The 25342-nt window shown below is 57.0% G+C and carries 21 protein-coding genes; 7 read left to right on the top strand and 14 right to left on the bottom strand.

Going from position 1 to position 25342, the window contains the following annotated elements; all coding sequences use genetic code 11:
• Positions 1-2: 2 nt before the first annotated feature.
• The 14 genes from KIN_RS01375 to KIN_RS01310 form a co-directional block, all read right to left on the bottom strand.
• Positions 3-2759: a tetratricopeptide repeat protein gene (locus tag KIN_RS01375; RefSeq protein WP_159804166.1), complete on the bottom strand. Its 2757-nt coding sequence runs from the start codon at positions 2757-2759 to the stop codon at positions 3-5.
• Positions 2760-2797: 38 nt separating this feature from the next.
• Positions 2798-3424 carry an alginate O-acetyltransferase AlgF gene (locus KIN_RS01370; protein WP_159804165.1) on the bottom strand — a complete coding sequence of 209 codons (627 nt, stop codon included), beginning with the start codon at positions 3422-3424 and terminating at the stop codon, positions 2798-2800.
• A gap of 2 nt (positions 3425-3426) precedes the next feature.
• Positions 3427-4761: an alginate O-acetyltransferase AlgX-related protein gene (locus KIN_RS01365; RefSeq protein WP_159804164.1), complete on the bottom strand. Its 1335-nt coding sequence runs from the start codon at positions 4759-4761 to the stop codon at positions 3427-3429.
• Between the two features lie 2 nt (positions 4762-4763).
• A complete protein-coding gene (locus KIN_RS01360; RefSeq protein WP_159804163.1) occupies positions 4764-5519 on the bottom strand; it encodes a hypothetical protein in 756 nt (251 codons plus the stop codon).
• Positions 5512-6594 (bottom strand): alginate O-acetyltransferase AlgX-related protein, encoded by a 1083-nt coding sequence (locus KIN_RS01355; RefSeq protein ID WP_159804162.1) that lies wholly within the window; start codon positions 6592-6594, stop codon positions 5512-5514. Before KIN_RS01355 ends, KIN_RS01360 begins: the two co-directional genes overlap by 8 nt.
• 11 nt (positions 6595-6605) lie before the next feature.
• On the bottom strand, positions 6606-8054 hold the full coding sequence (locus KIN_RS01350; protein WP_159804161.1) for an MBOAT family O-acyltransferase: 1449 nt from the start codon (positions 8052-8054) through the stop codon (positions 6606-6608).
• Between the two features lie 2 nt (positions 8055-8056).
• Complete coding sequence (locus KIN_RS01345; RefSeq protein ID WP_159804160.1) at positions 8057-9400, bottom strand: right-handed parallel beta-helix repeat-containing protein; 1344 nt, start codon at positions 9398-9400, stop codon at positions 8057-8059.
• A 6-nt stretch (positions 9401-9406) separates the two neighbouring features.
• Complete coding sequence (locus KIN_RS01340) at positions 9407-10807, bottom strand: mannose-1-phosphate guanylyltransferase (protein ID WP_159804159.1); 1401 nt, start codon at positions 10805-10807, stop codon at positions 9407-9409.
• A gap of 94 nt (positions 10808-10901) precedes the next feature.
• A complete protein-coding gene (locus KIN_RS01335) occupies positions 10902-12041 on the bottom strand; it encodes a hypothetical protein (RefSeq protein ID WP_159804158.1) in 1140 nt (379 codons plus the stop codon).
• A 28-nt stretch (positions 12042-12069) separates the two neighbouring features.
• Positions 12070-13533, bottom strand: a complete 1464-nt coding sequence (locus KIN_RS01330; RefSeq protein ID WP_243144784.1) for a glycosyltransferase — start codon at positions 13531-13533, stop codon at positions 12070-12072.
• A 24-nt stretch (positions 13534-13557) separates the two neighbouring features.
• Entirely contained in the window at positions 13558-14877 is a 1320-nt protein-coding gene (locus tag KIN_RS01325; RefSeq protein WP_159804157.1) for a nucleotide sugar dehydrogenase, read from the bottom strand.
• A 198-nt stretch (positions 14878-15075) separates the two neighbouring features.
• Complete coding sequence (locus KIN_RS01320; RefSeq protein ID WP_159804156.1) at positions 15076-15777, bottom strand: helix-turn-helix transcriptional regulator; 702 nt, start codon at positions 15775-15777, stop codon at positions 15076-15078.
• Positions 15778-16169: 392 nt separating this feature from the next.
• A complete protein-coding gene (locus KIN_RS01315) occupies positions 16170-17972 on the bottom strand; it encodes a polysaccharide lyase (protein WP_159804155.1) in 1803 nt (600 codons plus the stop codon).
• 499 nt (positions 17973-18471) lie between these two features.
• The gene (locus tag KIN_RS01310) at positions 18472-19416 is read right to left on the bottom strand and encodes a LysR family transcriptional regulator (RefSeq protein WP_159804154.1); all 945 of its coding nucleotides are present in this window, start codon (positions 19414-19416) and stop codon (positions 18472-18474) included.
• A gap of 108 nt (positions 19417-19524) precedes the next feature.
• Here KIN_RS01310 and KIN_RS01305 point away from each other — a divergent pair, with 108 nt between their 5' ends.
• From KIN_RS01305 to KIN_RS01275, 7 genes are all read left to right on the top strand, one after another.
• Positions 19525-20061 carry a metal-independent carbonic anhydrase family protein gene (locus KIN_RS01305; protein ID WP_159804153.1) on the top strand — a complete coding sequence of 179 codons (537 nt, stop codon included), beginning with the start codon at positions 19525-19527 and terminating at the stop codon, positions 20059-20061.
• 322 nt (positions 20062-20383) lie between these two features.
• Positions 20384-20725 (top strand): hypothetical protein, encoded by a 342-nt coding sequence (locus KIN_RS01300; RefSeq protein ID WP_159804152.1) that lies wholly within the window; start codon positions 20384-20386, stop codon positions 20723-20725.
• Positions 20726-20774: 49 nt separating this feature from the next.
• A complete protein-coding gene (gene phnD / locus KIN_RS01295) occupies positions 20775-21749 on the top strand; it encodes a phosphate/phosphite/phosphonate ABC transporter substrate-binding protein (protein ID WP_159804151.1) in 975 nt (324 codons plus the stop codon).
• A 59-nt stretch (positions 21750-21808) separates the two neighbouring features.
• Positions 21809-22606 carry a phosphonate ABC transporter ATP-binding protein gene (gene phnC, locus KIN_RS01290; protein ID WP_159804150.1) on the top strand — a complete coding sequence of 266 codons (798 nt, stop codon included), beginning with the start codon at positions 21809-21811 and terminating at the stop codon, positions 22604-22606.
• A complete protein-coding gene (phnE, locus tag KIN_RS01285) occupies positions 22603-23418 on the top strand; it encodes a phosphonate ABC transporter, permease protein PhnE (RefSeq protein WP_159804149.1) in 816 nt (271 codons plus the stop codon). Before phnC ends, phnE (KIN_RS01285) begins: the two co-directional genes overlap by 4 nt.
• Positions 23418-24233, top strand: coding sequence for a phosphonate ABC transporter, permease protein PhnE (gene phnE / locus KIN_RS01280; protein WP_159804148.1), 816 nt, complete (start codon positions 23418-23420; stop codon positions 24231-24233). The genes phnE (KIN_RS01285) and phnE (KIN_RS01280) overlap by 1 nt, the downstream gene beginning before the upstream one ends.
• Positions 24230-25135 carry an HAD-IIA family hydrolase gene (locus tag KIN_RS01275; RefSeq protein WP_159804147.1) on the top strand — a complete coding sequence of 302 codons (906 nt, stop codon included), beginning with the start codon at positions 24230-24232 and terminating at the stop codon, positions 25133-25135. The genes phnE (KIN_RS01280) and KIN_RS01275 overlap by 4 nt, the downstream gene beginning before the upstream one ends.
• Positions 25136-25342: the final 207 nt, after the last annotated feature.

The raw sequence follows: 25342 nt of genomic DNA, 5'->3' as shown, positions 1-25342 counted from the left end.
CCTCATTGGGTCAGATTACGCTGAAGTTTCAGAAGATCGAGGTATCCTGCCGCGGGTTCACTTCCGGCGGCGGCAGCTTTTTCAAGCCACGCGATTGCATCTTCTGGAGAGGGCTCGACACCAAGGCCGAATGCGTAGATCTGCGATAGTTCAACCATTGCGGGGATATCATCATGTTCCGCTGCTTTGGTCATCCATGCAACGGACTCGGACAACTCGTCAGCGCTTGTCGCCCCATCGCGTGTAAGTTGTGCGTATCCACGCATCGCCCGCGGATCGCCCGCTTCTGCCGCGACCAGATATTTCTCGCGCACATCAACGCGCGCACCGACCGCTGCCTGAATCTCATCGCTGCTGCCGCGCATCTTGCCCAAGACGGATGACAGGCTTTCGATGTCAGCCATCTTGATGAGAGTGGTCAGCAACTCGACAGTTTTTTCTTCGCTATAGAGTTCAGATTTCGGATCACCAAAAAAGGACCAGAGCCGCAGGCCGCCGACCTCGGAGCCTGCCTCCAGCGCCTGAGAGTACCGCTCTATCGCTTTTGGCGTTGCCGCATCACCCACCATGTTCACATATCCATCGCCCAATTTAACAAGCGTCCATGGCACGCCTTCGGTTAGGTGGGATGCGGTATCGAGCCAGCGGCGAGACGCCTCCCCTTCCCCGATCGAATTCAGAACCGCGGCAACCCGCATGGTCGACTTGAAGTCGCAAATCATAACCGAGATTGCGCGGTCCAGATAATCGATCCGCTTTTGCCCATCGACGAATGGAAGCGAAAAGAGAAGGGCTTCAAAGTCGCCACGCACCTCGATGGCCTCGGCGAATTGAGTATAGATACTCTGCTGCGCCTCAACGCCGCCACCCGCAAGAAGCAAGAGCAGGTTCATGGCGTCACCGTCGCCGGTCGCCGCGATCGGCAGCAACAGATCCGACGCTTCGACGCGAACATGCTCGGGGGACTGTTCCAACTCAAGCAGGATTTCCGCCAAAGCCACCGCCGCATCCGGATCACCTTCCTGCACGGCGCGTCGCATAAGGTTCAGCGCCGATTGGCGGTCCTTGTCGGTCGCTGCAAGCTCATAGGCGATACTGGCACGGGCCTTTAGAACGCGGTCATAGGCACCGGCGTATTCCGACCAGAACTGACGCTCTTCCGGGCTGGCCGTTTCAGAACTGTCGAGCATCGCCATGTAGTTTGCCAAAGACTTGGGCCGACCATAAAGGGCCTGTGATTGCATCGTCGCCAGCATGATCGGATCGTCTTGCCAAGGCTGGGCCTGCATCTGTTCTGCGGTGAATTCCAGCGTCGCTGTCCCTGAGGATTGATCCATATGAAGCCAATAATTTGCCTGCTCCAGCATCGGCTCTTTGTTGGCCACGCACATATGCGCCCCACGAAGCTTGTCCATTGAGTTGATCGAGCCGTGGTGAGACACCGCACGCACCATCAGATCAATGCCGCGGTTGAACGCATCCGCGTCGCGGCGATCTCTCATCAGCAGCAATCCCAAACGCTCAAAGGCGTCCGGATCATCCCGCGCGACGGCTTTCTCCAAAAGAGCGCGCGCCTCGGTGTCGCCAGCCCATCGCCCCTTTGTTTTCAGCACGTTGTTTGCAAGTCTTGTAAAAGCCCAGCCTGGTGCGTCGGGCAGATTGATCAGTTTGGTCAGAACCTCTAGGCGCTCTTCTTCTAGCTCAGGGCGCGTCCCCACGTTCTCTTCCAGGAACCTTGCCAGACGCAGCAGGCCGGATCTGTTGTCGAATGCGGCCGCTTCGCGATAGAGCCTGAGTGACTCGTCGAAGTTCTTTTCGACCAACGCGCCTTCTTCGTAGAGGCTACCGAGTTCGAGCTTCGCGTAAGGAAGACCACCATCCGCCGCTTTCGTCAGGTATTCGATGAGAATGTCATTGTCTTTGGCAAAGCCTTCGCTTTCCATGTGGTATTCCGTGACTTCCCATGCCGCGTTGGCATCGCCCAGATCAGCGGCGAACCGGAACCACGCCTCAGCTGTTGACACATCGCGTACCACAAGATCACCGTTGTGGAATTCCCGCGCGATGCGCCAAATCCGGTCACAGATCGTCGGATTTAATTCGCCCACCAAAGCACCGAGGGCCATCGTGATCGCGAGATCCGGTGGAATATCCCAGCCCGTTGCGGGTGCACCTTCAATATCCAGCTTTGCGAGATGCAAAAGCGCGTCGGCGTTTCCGGCGTAGGCGCTGGCTTTGATCAATTGCAGCCCGCGCCGCTCATCCGGCTCAATCCCGACGCCCTCAATCAGGTAATTGCCCAGAATGTTCTGAAAGCGCGGCGAAAGTGTTTCCGCATTCAGCATGAGCTGAGGCACCAGACGGCGGGTCATCAGCTTGTCATCACGTCCGGCTGCGACCATCAGATCTATCCGGTCCACCAAAGCGTGGTTCTCGGTGTATTTCTCGTCAATATTCGGGAAGAGCGAGATCGCCGTCTCAATGGTGTCGTACCACGCGACCGGATCGATCTGTTCCAATCGTTGCAGATCGCGCTTCAGAAGGCTTGGGTTGGTCTCGGGCAGATCACCGCCGGTCCAGCCCGACCATTTCTCCAGCAGAGCGCCGTCCGGTTCCCGAGGGGAGCAGATGTTTTCCACGTCCAACTCGGGTGGCATAAATTCCAGCTTGATGGGATCCGCTGTGACACCCGTTGCCAGCCCCGCGATCAATGCCGAGACAAGCGTGACGCGTCCTGTTTTGAAAGCGAGACTGGACATGGGCGTTTCCTCTTCTTGGACCGGTCGTGACGACGGGTTCAGTAGATGTAGCTGTTATCGATTGAGATCGCCTCGTAGCTGCCTGCACTGCCGGTTACGACAATGGAGACACCTGATTTGCGTTTGAGGCTGACGGTTTCGACGGTGGCCATCACGGCCTTACCTTCACGGACTTCGAAATCCAGTTCGAGCGGTGCGTTCAAGGCGACGGATGCGGCATTCGTGGGCACAACCCCTTCAACAGCCATTGCATCGGCCCGTGGGACAAACAGATCCGCGCTACCGAGGTCCGACAGGTTATAGAAGGCAAGATCGGCCTTAGCAGGACTGTTGGTGATCGCGTCAGTTATGATTTGCGTCGCGCCGTCATCGCTGACCAACACAGTGTAGTACGTCGCCGCCTCCACTGTCAGTGTCATATCAACCGCGTCGGTAATCACGGGCACGTCGCCGGCCACAACGCCCACGTAGGGCGAGATACCATCGGCCACATCGTCGAGACGTTTCGAACCGACCGCAACATTCTCGGTACCTGGATCGATGACCCGCACGTAGCTCATGGACGGATCCGGCGCGGGCTCATACAGCGAGCCATCCTGAGCCAAAGCAGAAATAGGGCTCAGCAAAACCGCGAGGGCTGCTATTTTGAGAGGGTTGGCAAACATAGTCAGAGGTTCTCCTTTTGGCTGCGACATAGGCGCAGGCTTGCGGTTTTGGGAAGAGTTCGGTCGAAGGTCACGCTGAGTTTCGTGAAATCGACGGTGCCGAGGGAATTGATCGGCATGTAATAGTTACCTGTTGCACGTAAGCGGTTTTCGCGACGCAACGCCTTGTGACGCACGGCGCCCGATGATGTCTCAAATCGAAATTCGACCTCCCGACTGCCCTCGCCCGCAGCGGAGGCATGAATGACGTCGGAGGCTTCTAAGGCGATGCCGCTCAGATCGGCAGTCAGCGTATTTCGGTCAGACAATTCGGACGGCAGCTCAAGCGTACAGGTCTCGCCTGCGGCGGCAACCATCTCGCGTAAAGGCTGGTCGCCGTTCTGCATCAGATTGTTGTAAAGCGGGTTTTCCCAGACCAAGAATTTTGGGCGGTTCTCCCGGAAATCCTGCGACGTCAGATAGGACAGCATCGCGCCGAATTGGTTGCCACCTGTGATCGCGTAGTTGACCACCTCGAGACCGGTATACTGTTTCAGCCAGCCCTCAAAATGGCTGATTTCCATATCCGAGAACGATGTTCCGACCAACGCGAGATCAATAGAAGATGCGGTCCCGAAAAGATCGACTGCCGCGTCGGCATCGGATCCACCTACGGCTTCCGTTTGATAGGTCATGGTCACCGGTTCGGGCAGCGCGACCTTGCATTTTTTCTGGATCTGACGGCGCAGCCCGGAGAATGCGATCTCTTCCTGAAGCGGGGTGGTTTCGTACTCGCCACGTTCCATCCCAGCGAACAAGTTCAAACGGTCCATCTCAGCGGCCACACCTTGCGCAGCACGTCTGGCGCCTTCGGCAGTCCAGTGAAAGTCCGCCTGAAAGAACGGCAGCGCGTCGGGATTGCCGTCCTGCATCGCCTCTTGCCCATCGATGGCAACCACACCCCGGTCGCGCAGCCGCTCGATAATATTGCGATAGACCTGCGTGGCCGTTTCAATGTCGTAACCATAGAGGCTTGCCTGCTTTGGAAGATCATCGTTCAAAACGAGGCTTTTGGTGGGGACCGGCAAAAAGACGAGTTCGGTTCCGTTTTCCCGTAACGCATCAGCAAGTTGACCCAAAAGGTCGACCGTCTGGTCCGTAAAGGGGTGGTTCATCCGAAGATCGAGAAACACCCGGAAGAAAACACCGTTATGCCCCTCAAGAACGGGCGTCACCGGATGATCGTTCAGAGCCGCACACTGGAAAGCGTCAGGATCATCGTCGGCCATGGCAGACGTCGCGACACCGCCGCACAGCGCAGCAATCGAGATGAGAGTTCGGAATTTGCGAGACACCATGGTCATCCCTCCACTGGCTCTTCAGACAGCGCTGCGACGACGCGGGGGCGCAGGTTCTGTGCGGTTGTCTTTGTCGAGAGGTTTCCGTTTTCCAACGCGACATCAATCAATGACAACGCCTGCTCCAACTCTTCACGGGACGGATCAGGTTCTGACAAAAGAGTTGTGATCGCATCGAGCGCGGCATTCGCGTTGCCGCCTTCGGCAAGCTGGGTTTGAAGAGACAAAGACTTGTCGCGGTTCTCGCCAAACGGTTTGCCTGACCTGTACGCTTCGGCCATGAACGCGGCGGCAACTGGGTCGCCCTTCCTCGCCAGTCCGTTGGTGGTCTGTTCGATCCACGTAAGGCGGTCTTTGCCGGCGTTCTCAATCCCGGGACGGCGGAGTTGCCGAACCAGACCATAGGTCGCGCCACCCTTTCCAGCGGCCGCGGCAATTGCGTAGTAATGCGCCACATCGCTGGCGGACGCACCGCTTTGCTCAAGGGATTGAGCCAGACGCAAGGCCGCGAAGCCATCGCCACTGTCCGCCAGAGGACGAATATCTTCCGGCGAAACCGACTGACCAGCCGAAAGGCGGCGCTTGACCTCGCGTTCATAAAGCTCGGCCTGAGTTCTCTGCGGCTTCTCTACGGTGTTCGCTGTTGACGGCGCTTTGACGTAAACAATCGTTTTCTTGGTTGGCGGCGCGCAGGCCGAAACGCTTGCAGCAATCATCAGAAGACATGCAATTTTGATTGGGTAGGACAGATTATACATTGCCCTCCTCCTTTTCAGATTTTTCCCAAAGCTTCGGGTCGGTGAGGTAGCGTACGGGAAATTCCCAGATGATCAGCGCTGGTGGTTGGTCCAACCGAGCGGCACCGTCCGCGAGGTAGTCGATCATCGGTGTGACCGGTCCCTGCCCCTCTTGGGCAAGATTGAGCACATCCCGCTTCAACGCCAGCTTGAGCGCTTCCGCGAAACTCCAATTCTCGTTCGCGCTATAACTTGTCCCGATAAGAGCGACATCAATGGCACTGGAAGATCCGAACAAATCAACGCCGCCGCCCGCCTCGATGGCAAGGTAAGGCTGGACCGTTTCCGGGCGCAGACCCACCGTCGGGGCGAGATTTTCGCTCGTGACAAACGACACGAGATCACCAGTAAAAGACACGTCCTTTTGGGCCTGCCGTTCGAACTTCGCATCCCCAAGTGGGACAGTCTTCGAGCCAGCCACAATCGACGCAACAAGTGCCGCTGTTTCGGGATGCCAATGGGTGTCCGTTTGTAAAAATGCAGGGCGGGTTTTTTGTGCGTCAAGCAACTCGGACCGGACATCAACTGTGGACAAGCCTGCGTCTGACAGCGCTGCGAGAAAGTCTTGATATTGTGCCGCGCTCACGTTGGGCGCATCACTCGTTGGCGCAAAGGACCGGTCAATGTCGATCTTTGCGGGCAGCGGCACGATGACAAGGTCGGAGCCCGCTTCCGCAAGCCGATCGCGGATCTCCGACATCTTGGCGACCGTTTCTTCCAAGACTGTACTGTCTGGCCCGTAGGCCCGGAGCTCTTCCGCACTGAAAAGCCAGTTGCCCTGCCCCGCGATGACGCCCTCGCGGCCTTCGCCCAAGACGGCGTAGCGTGCGGCACCGATGAGGCCGATGGACGGTTCCCGGTGGGGCAGATCTCGGCGGTAAATCGTATCAATCTGCCCGGTCGCCTCACCGCGCATGATCTCCTTTCCGGACAGATCGATCCCGTCTTCGGTGAAGATCACGAAATTTCCAACCGCCGCATAGGCAAAGAAGCAAATCGGAAGGATCAGTTTAAACGCTGTGATGAGGCGGGACATCAACGGCTCCATCAGAATTGGAAGTAGAGGAAGGGTGAAAAGCTTTGTTCGGCCAGTTTCATGATCGTCAGTGCGCCGATCACCGTTACGGCCACGGACAGCGTTGCCTGCGCCACGACATCGCTACGTGTCAGCGCTGCAGCGCCACTTGCGGAGATCCTGATCGCTGGATCGGGACGGAAAATCCCGCGCAACCAAGGCTCTGACGCGGCAATACCAAAGGCCACAATCAACAAGGCAAGGCTTTCTCGCGTGACAGCCTGCCATGTGGACGGATCAGGCATCAGACCGTTCAAGCCGATCATGCCTGCATAGACCCCGAACGCCTCATCCACAGTCGCGGCACGGAACATAACCCAGCCGATCAGCACGAAAAGAAGTGTCATTGGCAAAGCGATCAGATGGCGGCTGGACGATTTATCCCACCCGGTCGCACGCTCGATGGCGAGGATGCCCCCGTGCCAGATGCCCCACAGGACGAAGGTCCAGTTTGCGCCGTGCCACAGGCCGCCCAACGTCATGACGATCATCAGGTTCATATACGTGCGCGCCACGCCGGACCGGTTGCCGCCAAGAGGGATGTAGAGGTAGTCGCGCAGCCAGACAGACAGAGAGATATGCCAGCGCCGCCAGAACTCAGTGATCGAACGGCTGATATAGGGCATGTTGAAGTTCTCTATGAAGCGGAACCCCATCATCATGCCAAGCCCGATCGCCATGCTGCTGTAGCCTGAGAAATCGAAGTAAAGCTGCAGCATGTAGGCTGCCGCACCAAACCAGGCGAGTGCCATGCTGGGGTCCTCTGCCGCAAAGGCGAGGTCCGCCAGGGGCGCGATGGCATCTGCGAGCAACACCTTCTTGGCAAGACCGATGATGAAGCGGGCCATGCCATCACAGAACAGCTCGACGCTGTGTTCGCGCTGGCGGAACTGGTCTTCGAGGTCTTTGTATCGTAAAATTGGCCCTGCGATCAGCTGCGGGAAAAGTGCAATGAAAGCGGCGAAGTCAAGCAGCGTGGCGTTTGCTTTTGCATCGCCCCGGTGCACGTCAACCAGGTAGCTGATCGACTGAAAAACGTAGAACGAGATACCAATGGGCAAGATTAGGCGCCAGTGAATGCCCAACCCCGCCACATCTGTACCGACAAGTGCCGCGATGCTGTCGAGGAAAAAGTTGAGGTACTTGAAGATGCCCAGAACGCCCAAACAGCCCGTCACCGCTATTGTCAGATACATGCGGCCTTTTGCGGTGCCACGATGCCGCGAAATCAACGCACCCAAGCCGTAAGCCCAAACCGTCGTCAGGATCAGCAATCCCAGAAAATCAATGCGCCACCATGCGTAGAACGTATAAGAGCCCACCAAAATCGTAGCCGACCGCCACCGTACAGGTGTGGCGTAATAGGCCAGCAAGAAAAGTGGCAGAAACAGGAACAGGAAGGATTCAGAGGAAAATACCATTGTCAGATCTCCGCCCGTGCATCGCAGGGTTTTGGCATCGCGACATTCAGATCCGTCTTCCGAGGTGAGATCGACATCACGGCATCGCCCGTCAAATCCCTCGCAATCACATGAATGACCGACATCAGGTCGCCCCCCAGAAGCCTTGGGAACTGCTTGGAAAAATCGTTGCCCTTGAGAACAAGATGCTCGGCGGCGGCCCCTGAGAGTCCCCTGCCATTCTTCTCAAAGACATTGCCTTGCAGGACCGTCAGCGCGTCCGGTGCCTGATCCCCGACATAAATGCCGGCGCCACGATTTCCGAAAAGCTGGTTGTTGAGAACGTGCACGTCCTGACTTTCGCGGACGGAGAGGCCCTTTTGTCCGACAAGCGCAACGTGGTTGTCGGACAAGATCGCGCAGGTGACCCGTACAAACGACACGCCGCCCTTCGCTGACTGATCGATGTGGTTCCCTGCAACCACCAGATTTTCGACACCGCGGTCCGCAAGTATGCCAACGCCTGCAATATTTCGGAACGTATTATCCTTGATCAGGATCTGGCGACTGCCTGCGGTGATGCGCAACCCATGGTTTTTCGCGGTAGAGATGGTGTTGCCCGTGACCTCAGCGCCTTCCGCGCCGATCAGCCGCAAAGACGTGGCCGCGCTTCCCGAGAAATTGTTGTTGCGAATGACAGTGCCTTTGGTGCTGTCAAAGCTGGCAGACTGAACGCTGTGGAACGTGCTGTCCTCGATCAGGCTTGGGCCAAGCGCCGGATAGAGCCCACGGTTGAGAACGGAAACGCCGCTGAAATTGCCGGCACGCCCGAAGCCAAGAAACTCCAGTCGGGAGTTTCGGATTTCGACGCTGCCACTGCCTGCGCTCAAAAGGAACGGCCTGAAGGTCTGATCCTTCAGGTTCGGCAGTTGCGAACCGCCGATCTGAGCGCCATCTGCAATCACTCTGCCGAAATTCAACAGGAACGCACCTGTGTCGCGGCGCAGTTCCAACCGGTCCCCGTCTTCCATGATCAGTGTGGCGTTGGACCATACCACGATGGGCCGCGGACTGGTCAGATGCTGGGAGGAGAGGCCAAGTCCGGCATTCGGCAACGTGTCTGGGGTGATGTCTGAAAGCCGGAACGTCCCGTTCGACAAGACAATCGCCTTCGGCTCGTCTTCGGTCTGCGCGCGTGCAAGTGTCAGATGCCCATTCGCCCCTGCCCGAAGTGCCAATTGCGCCATCACAACCTGCATATCCACAAGCGACAACGAACTTGATTGATCGGACTGCTGTGCAGATGCAAGCGTTCCGGCCAATGACAACACAGTCGCGCAGACTAGAGTGAGGCAGCGAAGGGTCATCTTGGATCAGCTCGCAACAGCTATCTGGCCTGACGCGGTCGCAGACTGATCTGTACGATAGCGAACGATCAACGCCTCCCCCATGTCATCACCACTGTTGCTCAAACGCATGTTCCCGACGCTTTCGCTGGTGAATTGGTCACCGACGGCAAGATCGCGCGACGCGGCCGATCCGTTAATGGCGAACTTACCTGACACATTGATGATTTGCGTGCCCTGCACAGCGTCCAGATCTATGCTGAAGCCGGACTTCAAGCGCACGATGGTCATCTCACAGGACTGCGTCGCCCCAATCCGGCGGCTTTCCCCCCACGAGTACGTGCGCCTTGCATGCTCAACCGTTTCGCGGCGGTCTTCGACCTTGAGGTTGTTCACAAGCGTCTTGATGTCTTGGCATTTTTCGTGGGACGTCACGAGGACAGCATCCGGCGTATCCACCACGATGATGTTTGACAGCCCCACCACAGTGACCAAACGATCTTCAGATCGAATAAGAGAATTCGTCGTATCAACGACGTGGACATCGCCGTGCAGAACATTTCCATCGTCAGATTTCGCGACAACGTCATGGACCGCAGACCATGAACCCACGTCGCTCCACGTGATATCCAGAGGTGTCAACGCGACGGCGGCGCTCTTTTCGAAGACAGCGCTTTCGGTTGGCAAATCCTTGGCGGCGCTGAACGCCACTTTTTCGAGGATCGGGCCGTAGTCGTTCTCGATCGCATCCTCAACCGCCAGCGAAACTGCCGTTGTGGTTGCAGGATCGTACTTGCGGTATTCTTCGACGATCGTCGCCGCACTGAACATACTGATGCCAGAAGCCCAATAGGCCTTGCCCAAAGACACCAGCGACTGAGCGACTGAGAGTGGCGGTTTCTCGATAAATGCATCAACGCGGTGAAGGCCGCTGTAGTTCACGAAGCGCCCGCCATCCGTGATGTAGCCGAAACCAGGCTCGGGGTATCTGGGCTTGATCCCGAACGTGATGATACGCCCGTCAATTGCAGCCTGTGTCATCTCCACCACCGAGGTGTTCACGTCGCCCTGGATCACATGATCGGATGGCAAAACCAGCATGATCGCATCCGGATCGCTTTTCAGGATCGTAAGTGCTGCGGCTAAGACGGCCGGGCCGGTATTGCGTCCAACCGGTTCACTGATGATCGTTCCCTTGCACTGGATTTCCTGCAGTTGTTGCGCCACACGCCGGGTGTGCTTGAGGTTCGTCACAATCACAGGGTCCGCAAACTTAGCGGATCTGTGTCGCTGAACGGTTGCCTGGAACAACGACAGATCGTCTACACCGGTTACAGATTGAAATTGCTTCGGTTCACCAGAGCGAGACATGGGCCACAGCCGTGAGCCGCTGCCACCGCATAGAATGATCGGATAGATCTTGGACATTTTTACTTCCCCAACAAAGAGATATTCCAATTTCCGGGCAATGGCCGCGAGCTCGGCCAAATGCCCTTTTTTACAAGTCTTCCGGTTCAGGTTTTCATTCTGCCGCAGCTTCCGCCTGAGCCTGCAGCGATGCGCCATCCCCGAACCAGGCAAGCAAGCCGCCGATGACCGGCATTGGCTGGCGCAGCCTGACGCGGGTCATTTGGCCGATATCGGCTTCCGCGACGCTGTCCTCAGGCACCAAGGTCAAGGGGGTCCATTCGGACGGCCGTACCATCATGATGTCACTGAAAGAGGTCGGACTGATGGTGGCGGACACCACACGACCATCCGCAAAGACCATCTCGATCTCGCTACCTTTGAGGGCCGCGTTGATGCCCTCGTAGCTCATGACCGCATCGACGTGGACACCAGCGCCCGGTTCAACCAAGGTCATGACTTCTTCGCCCGCCAACAAAGTTGAGCCTTCCCGGAACGCGACATTGGTGATGTCGCAGTTACAGGGCATCATAACGCTGAGCTGTGCGCCGGAGTTGGACAGGATCGCGAAGGCGACATCGCCTTCCTCGGCCTGAGCGTTGATAAAGCTGATCTGACCGGCGGTGGGCGATCGCAAAGCCTCACCCTCAATGGTGACCACGGCCGGGCGGATTTCGTCCAACGTCAGAACCCGATTTTGAACTGTGAGCGCGACCGCACCTAGAAGGCCCAAGACCAAAGCGGCGACACCGGCCTTGCGAACCACTTGACCAAGACGATCCGTGAAGCTGAGGGATTTCGCGCGACCGCCGCTCTTCTTCTTTTCGACCGACGGAACAGACAATAACGGCCCCAGCCCCACGATATCGCCTGCGATAAAGGCATTAATGATATAGCGCAGCTGCGGCAATTGAGGTCCGACCGGATCAGCGAACTCAAGCTCCACCAGCCCCAGGCTCTTGTTGTCGTTCAAACGAATGTTAACAACAGCGGACAGAACAATGCGGAATCCATCGAAGCTGAAGATCAGCGTCGCAAGCTCCTGTTTACCATCCATCGAGGGATCAACGAGGCCGGATGCCGTCCCACCGATCAGCGAAAGGCCTTTGCCTTCCAGACGCCGTTCGGCAAGCATCACGATAAACGGAATGGGCAGCAACGGATGCTCATTGCCCATGGGCGTGTCCATCATGAAGGTTTGGGGGGCATCCGTGCTTTTGCGCAGCGCTTCGAGTTGATGATCTTGATTTTGCATCGGGGTGAGGTCCCTCTTTTCTTTCAAATCAAACGAGCTGGGTGATGTAGACGACCGCAAGAACGAGCCATCCGAGTGTTAGGACATGAAGGTAGGCAGAGCCCGCCGCGCGGATCCGCTGCCCCAGCGGAACAGGCAAACCGGGGCCACCGCTTGCAGCTTGGCGGGTCCATTTTTGGCGATCCAATCGGAAGAGGACGAAGCTTTTCACGGCCGCGCCTACGATCTGGCCGAAGTAAAGCAGGAATGGATAGGTGATCGGGAAGCTGCGACCACGGAATGCGCAGAGGATCGTGCAGAACACGTAACGCGTCCCCATGACCCAAGCGATGTAGGCGGGCAGGATCAGCGGCTCTGCGAAAAGTGCCGTCAGCAAGACGCCCAAGGGGCCTGCCAATGTGGTCCAGATCGACAAACGCTGATCAAGGATCGACCACCATGTGAAGTAGCCGATCTTGCGTGCGGGCAGTGCCAATGCGCGACCATTCGTGCGGAGCATGTTTCCGAACCAACGCACCATCAGCACAATTGCGCTTTCGAAAAAACCCGGTTTCGGCTGCGTTTCCATGGACAGGGATTTAACGTCGGGCAGATAGGCCATTTCGTAGCCGTTTTTCATCAGCCAGAACCAAGTCGACTTGTCGTCGCCCGTCAGGAACTGAACCCGGCCCAGACGCCAGTGGTCAATGTAGTCGTCCTGAACCATCCGAATAAAGCTGGGATCCGTCGCCAGATCAGCGCGAAATGCTGACATTCGACCGGTCAGGGTCAGAACGCGGTTCGACAGACCCATCGAGGACATCATCATTTGCCGCTGTGTAAACCGCAACTCAAACCAGTCGCGGAAGAGGCCTGGTTGCGGGATCTCGACCGCTTCGTCGGTTGTCAGCGCACCAACGGCAGGATCGGTGAAAACCTGTGCAGAGCGTTCCACCATGTCTTCCGGAACGCAGCTGTCCCCATCCACGAAGATCACCACGTCACGTCGCGTCGGACATTGACGTAGGATCAACTGAAGAGACTTGGCCAAAGCGTCCCGTTTGCCAGTCCCCGGAATTTGATCCACGTCGAGCCGGACGCCTGTCATATCGATCGACATATTGGCAAAGATCGATCTGATCAGTCGCGCATCGGACGTGTTGACGACGGATGCGACAATCGTCGCCCCGCCTTCTGCCTGCGCGGCCGCACGAAAGATCGACTGGTAGACGGGAAGCGTCACTTCCGGATCGATGCCGTAGGTCGTCGTCAGGAAGAACGCGTGCGCCTTCAGGGGCTGCGAGGCATAGGCGACCTGAGCGCGCCGTTTCCGCTTGGGATACGCAACCAGCAGGAACCATACGGCGCGGCTCATATTCACAACGGCCCAGCCGTAGCGCCAGACACCGATCACCCCCAGCACGATGATAGCGCCTTTCGCCTCGCCCAAGGCGGTGACGGGCGCTGACAGAGCCAGCAACACCATCACCGAAAGGTAGGCGATATGGGACATCAGGAGATGCACGCGCGCCTGCCCTTACCAGCAGATGCCTTCGTAGGCACCGTTTGAGGTCAGACTTGGCTTCAGCCGGGCGAGATCGACAACCAGCTTGTCTTCGGACATGCCCGTCAACTGATCGACCGTATCGCTGTAGAGGTTACCTACGATGATCGCCTCGGATCCCGAGATCAGATCGTCGAGTTTTCCGACGAGACGCTCTTGCAGGTCCGGCACCACATCGTTGCCACGACCCGCGGCGCTCATATTTTCCGCATAGGCAGTATGCACATAGGGATCATAGACACTGACATTGACGCCGGATTTGATCAGGCGCGCGGCGAGCTCGGCCAGCGGACTTTCCCTCAGATCGTCGGTTCCCGGCTTGAAGCTGATGCCAACCATACCGACGGTCTTAGCACCGGAGCTTTCCACCATCTTTTCTGCACGAGCGATCTGCTCGTCATTCGCTTCCAGGACAGCTTCAAGAAGCGGCGCCTTGACGTCGATGTTCAGCGCCAATCGCCTTAGGGCGCGGACGTCCTTGGGAAGGCAGGACCCCCCAAAAGCAAAGCCAGGTCGCATGAAGTAGGGCGACATGTTGATCTTGTCGTCCGAACACAGGATCCGCATGACGGTCTGGCCGTCCAAGCCGCAGGCCTTGGCGATGTTCCCGATCTCGTTCGCAAACGTCACCTTGACCGCGCGCCATGTGTTCGAGGTGTATTTCACCATTTCAGCCGTGCGGACATCTACGACATGGATTTCGCACGGGAGGTCCTTGTTGAGACTTGTCAGGATTGCTGCAGTCCGGCTTTCCAGAGCACCGAAAACAATCAGGCCGGGATCGTAGTAGTCCTCGATCGCGGTGCTTTCGCGCAGAAACTCAGGGTAATACCCAACCCCGAACCCGCGGCCCGCTTCTTTGCCGGAATGCTTTTCCAATGCCGGGATGCAGGTGTTTTCCGTGGTGCCAGGCACCGTCGTTGAGCGAATGACGACCGAGTGAAACGTCGATTTTTCCGCAAGCGCCTTGCCGATGCTCTCGCAGACCGCGGTCACAGCCGTCAGGCCGACAGATCCGTCTTCTGCACTTGGCGTGCCAACGCACACAAATGAGACATCGGTCTCGGCAACGGCTTTCGCGATGTCACCGGTTGCCCGCAACTTGCCGGCAGAAACGCCAGAGGCGACAAGCTCATCCAGACCTTTTTCGACGATCGGGCTTTCACCCTTATTGATCGCATCGATCTTTCCCTGATCAATATCGACCGCGAGAACATCGTGACCATCTTTTGCAAGACAGGCGGCCGCAACCACCCCGACATACCCAATTCCGAAAACACTAATTTTGGCCATGATCATCCTTCCACGCGCCGAAGCATCAAGCTGAAAACTCGCGGCAAGAGATGGAGCATTTCGCACTTGCAGCACAGTCAGAAAATACCCGACATGTGTAGGAAATCTTTTTAAATCATAATGTTAAATGGAAATTGCAAAGAAAAATGCTGCAGTCGCAAACGCGCTGCAGCATTCGTGTTTCATTGGGCGTGATGGCTAAGTCAGTAGATTGTGCTGCTGGACATAGCTAAAGATCGCTGCACGATCAGAAAGCTCGAGCTTCTTCATCGCGCGGGCCTTGTAGGTATCCACAGTCTTCACGCTGAGACCCATGTCGAATGCAATCTGCTTCAGGCTCAATCCTTGCGCGATGCTTAAAAGAACGGTTGTTTCGCGCTCGCTCAAATCCTGCAATCCATCCGGAATTGGCGGCGTTGAAGTTGCGGTTCCCCGGCTTATCAACATGGACCGGAACACGTCATCAAGAAACACGCCGCCCGTGAAGGCCGCGCAGAGCGCAGATTCCAGATCGGACATGGAACAGGTCTTTGCGACGACGGCGCTGAACTCCGCGCTCAGGCATTCGTGCAAGACTTCCTCTGATGCGTTCTCGACATATGCAATGTAGCGAATGCCTGCAGCGGTGTTGGCTGCGCTAGCTGGCATCGCGCCGTCTTGGCTGGGATCGAAGATTACCGCGTCCGGTCTATGCTTTGCGACAAAGTTGCCAAGCGGACCTGCTGACAGCATAGCTTTCTCACATTTCACGTCATTGTCTTTGGAAAGCAACTTTGCGACGCCATCAGAGAGGATCGGGTTGCGATCAGAAACGAGAACGATTTTGCCCGGACTTGAAACCGGATCTTCTGCCTCACGAGGTTGGGAGGCACCTCCGGCCGCTGTAATTGTATCAAACATATCAAAATCTTGCCCGAATAAATCAAAGACCGCTTGTTGATCTCTGAGCGCCCCCACGCAGCGTCAACTTATCGAAAAGCGAGATGAACATCAGGTGACAACGGCACATTTGTTGACCTAAAATTAACGAATGCGCCACAAATGGTGCTTCTTCGCCACATTTGACCATGAATTGACCTCAATTTAGGCGATCTGAACACAATCTGAGAGGGTCGCTGGCAGGTGTCCGCCTCTATCCAGACGACAGAAACAAATACTGGACGAGCCTCTCTGGCGACAACTCCCACGCAAGCATTTCATTGTTTCCGAAGCAGACTCAATTGCGCGACAGACACGAATCGATCCAATTAAATTGAAGCAATTGTTGCAGCGTGTCGGACGCGCCTTGTTCGTCACACCCAGACATCGTCAGGATTTGTGGTGACGAGGAAGTCATCGAAGAAGGCCTGTGTTTCCTGATCCGGCCACCATCCACTGCCCGACCCGCCGTAGAATGTGCTCATATAAAGAGAATCGATGCCTGAATTATCGGTCTGAAACCTCAAACCATCGACGCTTACGACCTGCGAGCCGTCCATCCACACGTCAATCTCACCATTTGCGCGACCGGTGTCATTCACTTGGACGCGCTGCACCAGATTGTGCCAGGTACCATCCTCAAAAAAGACATCGTCACCCTGTTCATCCTTGAAGCCGATCCGGTCGCCCCACTTGGAGGGTTTATCCATGTGATAAAGGTAGAGTTCTGCCTTCCCGTCCTCGCGCCACATGTAGCGCGCAGTAAATCCGTTATCGCCCGTCACATCATCACCACCGCTGGCCCATCCGGACGCGGCCAAACCGGGCAGCTTTCCACCACTGTGGTTGTCGCCGTTAAAGTCGAAGTCGTCCTCGAACTTCAGCCAATAGGACAGATAGTACTCGTCGTTCTCCGGCAGTTCCCACGCCGCCCCTGCCCCGTCTGAGGCATTGTCAGGATAGGTGATCTTCAAGGACTTATCACCGCCTCGTGCTGCACCATCCGTGATTGTTCCGTGGCCATCTTTCTGACTGACAAACTGAACGTCCCAATCTTCATTTTGAAGATTTTCATCATACTGAGCGCCATCGTCATGGGTCTCAAAGCTTTGAAAGATCACTACGTCGTCGCTAAACTCGGGCTGGACCTGCGCACGAGCCGTGCCGCTGGCGGCAGCGCTCACCACGCTGCCGGAGGCCTTAACCTCCGTCCCATTGATCAGGAAATTCGTTGGCTGCGGCAGATCCGGGCCGTCATATGCGCCGGAGATTGAGAACGTGACCGTTTCGCCGGGTCCGATATCCCGGTTGGCCCGCGTGTCGCCAATGACATGCGTATCGCCCTGTACAAACAGAACTTCGGCGCTCTCAATGTTCTCAATCTCGAAGTCGGCGTCGAATTCCATCGACCACCCCTTGATGGCCGTATCGCCTGAATTGGTAAGGCTGATCGTCCCGTTGAACGTGCCATCGGTAGACGTCTGGATTCGAAAGTCCGCCGTTGGCGGCTGAGGGCTCGCGTCAAAAATGCCTTCGACTTCAGAAGCATTGACCGCGGAAACACGGGGGGACTCCGGCGCGTCCTCATCGCGCAGGGCACCGGAATTGCTGAGTGTGAGTTTGTCGATGATGAATCCATCCGACCGTCCGATGACCTCCAGCCGGTAGTTGGTATCCGCATCAAGCTCGATCTCAGCTGGTCGTTTGTATCCGCTGCCAATGTAAAACTTGGTTCCCCACACCTGCTCCTTGTTGCTGTGTCCAAGCCAGGCGTAGAATTCAGTGGGTTGAAGAATAACGGCACCGGTGTCCAGATCGACGATCCTCACATAGACGTCGTTGCCGGTATCCGCCCGGGCTTTGCCTTTGCTGTTATGGAGATCCGCCTGCCCCATCGTGTTCTTGTTGCGCGCCGCCAGCATGGCCAAGCTGTAGATACCCGCCTCATCGGTGCGGAAATCGAATGTGATAGACTGATCGGACGGCGCGGCCTCGTAGCTGCTGTGTTTCGGGTTCCAAAGCAGTGCCGAATTGCCCCCGATATTCGTCCGCATCCAGTCCCCTGTCGCGGCTCCGCTCTCGGCCTCCATGACAATCTGCCCGCCTTCCCCCTGAAACAGTTGATGCGGCGGGAGTAGGGGCGGCGGTGTGAAAGAGGATTGGACAGGGGTCTGCATGTCTGGCGCTCCGTGATCATTGTCTGGCGATTTGCGGCACCCGGTATCGTCTTCGGGCGTCTTGCGGTTTCGCTAAGACAGAACGGACCCATAAACTTTTATAAAAACTTAAAATGCTTTGCGGCGCGGCCAATTGCCGGTGATCCCGAAGCCGCCCTGCAGACCTCTGCCGATCCAAGTGAGGGCCGCGACGTGTCGCCGACCAACTGAACATATTTTCGCGAAAAATTGCTCGCTGGTCTCCGCCTAACATTTGGTCGAATTGCAAACCATCGGCAGCGACGAGCCAATCCAACACGCAACGCTTGCGAAGCTTCTGCTTTGTAAGATGCCCATGCCAGATCGTTCGCAGCGGATGACGCGCCCCTTTGGGTCCGAGGGCTCAGCCGCGGCGCCAATCGGAGGGGTGCTTGCTGCTGTCGCTACATGGTATGCCGACGCCGACTACTTTGGGAGTACCGGTAAAAGCAAACGTCCACGCGAGTTCTTGCAAGGCGCGCTACTGGAACTGCTCCGCTCGCGCCTCCCTGATCTCGCGCTTTACCAAAATCAAATGCTCGGCCAGTTCAAGGCAATCATCCTGTAATGGGGACGACCGGCGCCAGTGGAATGCGATCTCATGTTTTGCGTCAGGGTGATCAATGCGACGCACCACGAATTCAGGATCACGTACCGCCTCGGCAAGGGCATAGAGCGACGGAAGCACTGCAACCCCCGCCCCCATAACCGCCATCTGCCGCACCGCATCAAGACTTGCGCCCTGATAATCCCGACTGACATACGCCCCGGCCTGTTCTGCCAGGCGTTCCACGATCCGCGAAAGGCGGAATTCTGAACTGAGAGAGAGCAGTGGCCGCTCTGCAAGCGGCGACAGAGTGATGGGCGTGGTCGCTGCGCTGAGTGGATCGTCCGGCGCAGCACAGGCCCACAGGGTTTCGGTGAACAGAGTGTGGCTGACGATATCCGGATCATTTGCAGGCGTCCCGACCACCGCATCAAGGCGCCCTTCCTTGAGCATCTCAAGCAGCTGCACGGTCGATCCCTCCTGCACTGCGAGGCGCAGTTGAGGATAGAGCCGGTGTAACCTGCGGTTTGCAATTGGCATGAAGTAAGCCCCAATGGACGGAAGCACCCCGATTGCGAGCTTATCGCCGAACAGCCCGATTGCACCGCGGGCGACAGCGCGGAACTCACGAACCTCCTGCAAGATAACACGCGCACGCGGCAGTAGCTTTTCACCAGGGGAGGTCAGTTTAACTCTTCGCGATGTGCGTTCGAAAAGAGCCACTCCAAGCTCTTCTTCCATGGTGGCCAACTGCTTCGACAGGCTGGGCTGACTGACAGCCAAGACCTGCGCGGCGCGGCCAAAGGCGGAGTGATCCGCGACAGCAACGAAATACTGAAGCTGGCGCAAACTCGGGCGGGCGGGCGACTCTTTATCCATACCCTCAGACTATGGATCTCCGAAATTCTTTCAATTGGTTTTATTGATAATGCCCACCATCTCTAGTTCACAACGACACACCCGTCGTCATGCTAATGGAGATCTTTAATGCTTAAAACTTTTACCACGACCGCTGCTCTCGCAATTTTTGCATCCACCGGCATCGCTGCCGCCTCGGATGACCCGACGCTGACGCCTGATCGTGTAACGGAATTCAAAACCGCCTGGGGCGAAGGCATCGTTAATATTGGCGCGGTCCATACGGCGGGCGGAGACTATCAAGCCGCAGCGCGGGATCACATTCTGAACTTCTATGCCTTTGGCAAGGATATCGTCCTCTTCAAACCGACACTGGCGAGCGATGACCAGTTCCGGGGCACCTTCGACGAAGCGCTGTCTTACTTCGTTGGGGGAAGCATCAGCGAGGACAAGGGGTTTGCCATAGCGCCTTATACGGCTGTGCGTTGGGAAAACGAGGGCACCACAATCAACGGCGATATCGCCCTAGCAATGGGTAACTACTATTTCACCACGACCGATGGCGCAGAGGTAAAGGTCGAATACACGTTCGGGATCGAACAGATGGATGATGAAGAATTGAAAATCATCCTGCACCACTCCTCATTGCCGTTCACACCGAGCTGATCCAGAGCTTACGACACATTCAAAGCCATTACCGACGGTCAGTGTCGGGGATGGCACGGGCCACCAAATCAGTCGGCGAGCATGACACGTGTCAGCCGCCAATTTCTATTCGTCTCCTCAGACGGGCTTTGTTGCGGTCCGCTATGCGGTATCATTCTCTTCACCCATCTTTGCGGGCTTGCCTTAAACCTGAAGTATCCGCGCTGGCGTAAACATATAACATGCCAGAAAACGCCCCCCCGTTCGTGGCTCATGCAACAAATATGTTTGTAATTCTGCGCGAAACACCACAGCCTTGCCCGAAGGCGACTCGGAAGGTGGGATGGCAAAGACGCGAATTCACGATGCAGGCGGCGACGAATGTTTGACGCGCTGGTCTGATTCCGAGCGACATCCCCAGATCTTTCTGGAGCTGAAGTTGCTGATCATCAATGTGCGCATCATCAAACAAGCCAGCCGCTTAAATATCTATTCCGAAATCGCGCGTTGGAATTTCGACGCGCGCGCCGACTATGGTCGGGCAGCGCGCGGTTTCGCTGCGATCAAGCGGGGCATACTGCATCTTCTGATCGACGCGCAGAAACTTGGTTGCCTTGGACTGGCCCGCGTGAGCGCTTGGCCGGAGATGCATTCTGTCGCTGCCGGGGTCATCACCACGGATTAAACACTCACACTCAATCGCAGCCAAAAGGCTGTATGTCAGGGAGGACATTATGAGACTTGATATAAAATTACTGATCGGTGCATCCGCCATTGCACTCATGTCGATGGGCGGCACAGCGGCAGCACAGGACTGCCCACGCGGCGATCTGGACACTCGGTTTTGCGATGTGGATGGCGATCTGATCGCCGATATTCCAACGGATCCGGCAGACCAGCTTGACCCCGACACACTGATCTTCGCCTACACGCCGGTCGAAGATCCCGCCGTCTACAAGACCGCATGGTCAGACTTCTTGGAGCATCTTGAAGCTGAAACCGGCAAGGATGTCGTCTTCTTCCCCGTCCAGAACAATGCGGCCCAGATTGAGGCCATGCGCTCGGGCCGACTGCACATTGCGGGTTTCAACACCGGCTCGAACCCACTGGCTGTGAATTGTGCGGGCTTCCGGCCCTTCACCATCATGGCCTCCGAGGATGGCAACTTCGGCTATGAGATGGAAATTATCACCTATCCTGGTTCCGGCATCGAAGCGGTCGAGGATATCAAGGGCAAGCAATTGGCGTTCACCTCGCCTACGTCCAACTCCGGTTTCAAGGCACCTTCGGCTATCCTGAAGGGCGATTTTGATATGCTGCCCGAGCGCGACTTCGAGCCCGTTTATTCCGGAAAGCATGACAACTCGATCTTGGGCGTGGCCAACAAGGACTATATGGCGGCGTCCATTGCGAACTCGGTCAAGTCTCGGATGATTTCCCGCGACGTGATCAGCGAAGATGACGTCAAGGTGATCTATAAATCGCAAACCTTCCCCACAACCGGATTCGGCACGGTCTACAATCTCAAGCCTGAGTTGCAGGAGAAAATCCGCAATGCCTTCTTCAACTTCGAGTGGGAAGGCACCTCGCTGCAGGCGGAGTTCGAGAAGTCAAACGAGGGTCAGTTTCTTGAGATGACCTATCAGGAGTTCTGGGAAGTCATCCGCAAGATCGACACGGCAAACGGCGTTTCTTACGCCTGCGAGTGATCCTTCGCCAATAAGTGCGGGCCCCAAGGGGTCCGCCACCATCGTGCTAAGGACATTTCATGCTGCGCCTTCAAAAGCTTACGAAAACCTACAAGACCGGCGATCAAGCGCTCAAAGCGATTGATCTGGAGGTCCCCAAAGGTCAGGTACTGGCCCTTATCGGGCCTTCCGGCGCGGGCAAATCGACCATGATCCGTTGCATCAACCGGCTGGTAGAGCCTAGCAGCGGTGCGGTGCTGCTGGAGGATGTGGACCTCGTCTCCCTTGGCTCCGGCGCGTTGCGAAAGGCGCGGCGCGAGATGGGGATGATATTTCAGGAATACGCCCTCGTAGAACGGCTGACGGTTATGGAAAATGTCCTGTCGGGCCGTCTTGGCTACGTGGGGTTCTGGCGGTCTTTCCTGCGTCGCTATCCGCAGTCTGATGTGGATGAGGCCTTCCGTCTGCTTGATCGGGTTGGTCTGCTGCACATGGCTGACAAACGCGCTGACGAATTGTCCGGGGGGCAGCGGCAGCGCGTCGGCATCTGCCGCGCACTAATCCAGAATCCCAAGCTTTTGCTGGTGGATGAACCGACCGCGTCGCTCGACCCGAAAACCAGCCGTCAGATCATGCGCCTGATCACAGAGCTTTGCCAGGAACGCGGATTGGCTGCGATCATCAACATCCACGACGTCGCCTTGGCTCAGATGTTTGTACCCCGTGTTGTCGGCTTGCGCTTCGGCGAGATCGTCTATGATGGCCTGCCAACAGGCCTCACCCCCGACAAGCTGACCGAAATCTATGGCGAAGAAGACTGGGAAGCGACCATCGAAAAGGTCGAGGAGGAGGACGAAGACATCGAGGCTGCGGAATGAACCATCGCGAGTTGGATGATGTGCTGGGAAAGCGCTGGCGGAAGCCCGCGTTTGTCCAGAACCCAGCACTGCGGTGGACCTTATTCCTAGGCTTCTTCGCCTACCTCGTCGCGGCATTCCTGACAATCGAGGTCGACTGGGGCCGCGTTTATGACGGGCTGGACCGTGGCTGGGCCTTTGTGCTGGCATTCACAAGTCCAGATTTCACCTCCCGCTGGAGCGACATCTGGAGCGGCCTTTGGGAAAGCATCGTGATGACAGTTGCGGCGTCCGTGGTCGGAATCGCAATTTCGATCCCCATCGGATTGGGTGCGGCGCGTAACATCGCGCCGTTGCCGGTTTACGTCATCTGCCGGGGCGTCGTGGCCATCAGCAGAGCGTTGCAGGAGATCATCGTTGCCATACTCTTGGTCGCCATCTTCGGCTTCGGCCCATTGGCAGGGTTCCTGACACTGTCTTTTGCGACCATCGGCTTCCTCTCCAAGCTTTTGGCGGAGGAGATCGAAGCGATGGACCGTGTGCAGGCCGAGGCCATCAAGGCCTCTGGCGCACGCTGGATGCAATGGATTAACTACGGTGTCCAACCGCAGGTCATGCCCAGACTGGTGGGACTATCCATGTACCGCATCGACATCAACTTCCGCGAAAGTGCAATCCTCGGCCTCGTCGGAGCAGGCGGCATTGGCGCGACACTGAATACCGCGTTCGACCGCTACGAGTACGACACCGCGGCTGCGATCCTGCTCTTGATCATCGGCATTGTCATGGCGTTGGAATACCTGTCTGGTGTTATCCGCGCGAGGGTGCAGTAATGCCGGTTCTCGAGCGCGACGGCGCACAAATCTGGCGGCGGCGCACGGGTCGGGAAAGCCTGATCCGATGGTTCGGCTGGCTTCTGGGCGTGGCAGTCTTTGTCTATTGCTGGCAGATCATCTCGGCCTCAACCACGTGGTTCTTCGTTTGGGACGCGCCGCGTATTGCCGATGACATCTGGACCCGAGCAACGCCACCCAGATGGGACTACATTACTCAGTTAGGTCGACCAATTTGGGACACGTTGAACATTGCGACGCTAGGTACGCTCATTGCGCTTTGTCTAGCGGTGCCTGTGGCTTTTCTGGCTGCGCGCAACACTACGCCATCGGCCTTGTTCATCCGCCCCATTGCCCTTTTGATCATCGTTTCGACCCGGTCGATCAACTCGTTGATCTGGGCGCTTCTGCTTATCGCAATCATCGGCCCCGGCGTTTTCGCGGGCGTCATCGCGATTGCGATCCGGTCCATCGGTTTCTGCGCCAAGCTTCTTTATGAAGCCATCGAGGAAATTGACCATACGCAAGTCGAGGCAATCACCGCAACTGGGGCGAGCCGCTGGCAGGTCATGGCCTATGGGATCGTCCCGCAGATCCTACCCGCGTTCGCGGGCATCGCTGTCTTTCGCTGGGACATCAACATCCGAGAGTCCACGGTGTTGGGATTGGTCGGCGCTGGAGGGATCGGCCTGCAGCTGTCTGCCTCCCTCAATGTGTTGGCTTGGCCCCAGGTCAGCCTGATCCTTCTGGTTATCCTGGCCGCAGTCGTCATCAGTGAGTGGGTCTCGGCCAAGGTGCGGAGTGCCATTATTTGACTGCGCTAACGGCCATGCAGGCTTTTGATGCCTATGAGGCAGTGCGACATCGCCTCCCAAAGGCGCAGTCCCGGACGCACCCCGCAAGACACGCAGAAAATCTTGCCGAAATCGCGGAGGAATTCGATGTATTCCTGCTCGATGCGTTCGGCGTGCTCAACATTGGTGAGACCGCAATCCCTGGCACTCCCGAACGGGTGGCTACCTTGTGCGATGCGGGAAAACGCGTGCTGATCGTCTCGAATGCCGCTGGTTTTCCGCATTCGGCCTTGATGGAGAAATACACCCGCCTTGGCTACAACTTTGCGCCTGAGGATGTCATTACCAGCCGGGCCAGCCTGCTGGCGGGGCTGAAGGGGCGCAAGGATCTGCACTGGGGGCTCATGGCCACGCGTAGCACAGGACTGCGCGACCTCGAAGGCCTGAATCTCACCTATCTCGAGGAAGATCCATCGGTCTATGCCGCGGTTGATGGCGTTCTGATGGTCGGTTCCGCCGCTTGGACAGAGGCACGCCAAGAGCTGCTAGAAGATGCTCTTCGCACCCGGCCCCGGCCCGTACTGGTAGGCAATCCTGATATCGTCGCCCCGCGGGAGCAAGGCTTTTCCACCGAACCGGGGCACTACGCCCACCGACTGGCTGACCAGACAAGCATCACGCCGGAGTTCTTTGGCAAACCCTTCGCCAACATCTTCGATCTCGCGTTTGCTCGGGTCGGCGATGTCGACCGCGCGCGGGTGGTGATGGTAGGTGACAGCCTCCACACCGATATCCTAGGTGCACAAACCGCCGGCATTGCTTCAGCCTTGATCGCGGATTACGGATTTTTCGCGGGCCATGATGCGGCGCGGGCAGCGGCTGACGCGGGTATTACGCCTGACTTCATCTTGGATCGACCATAATAAAGCAGCAGAGTTCGGCGCGGCCTTAATAGGTGGACCGCAAAACATCGAAGCAAGAAACGCCCATCTGCTAGGTCGCCTGATCGCCGACATATTGAGCAAAGTATTACTTCGAAAGGGGTTTGGATGGACAACCGTACGGCAATACGGTGTTTCGTGTTGCCGGTTGTGAAACTCCGATCCTACAGTTGATCCAATACAAAGGAG

Origin of the sequence: Litoreibacter roseus (assembly GCF_009811795.1) — a bacterium.
Taxonomy (GTDB): Bacteria; Pseudomonadota; Alphaproteobacteria; order Rhodobacterales; family Rhodobacteraceae; genus Litoreibacter; species Litoreibacter roseus.
Note: the sequence above shows the minus strand (reverse complement) of the source record. Positions and strands in the feature narration are given on the sequence as shown.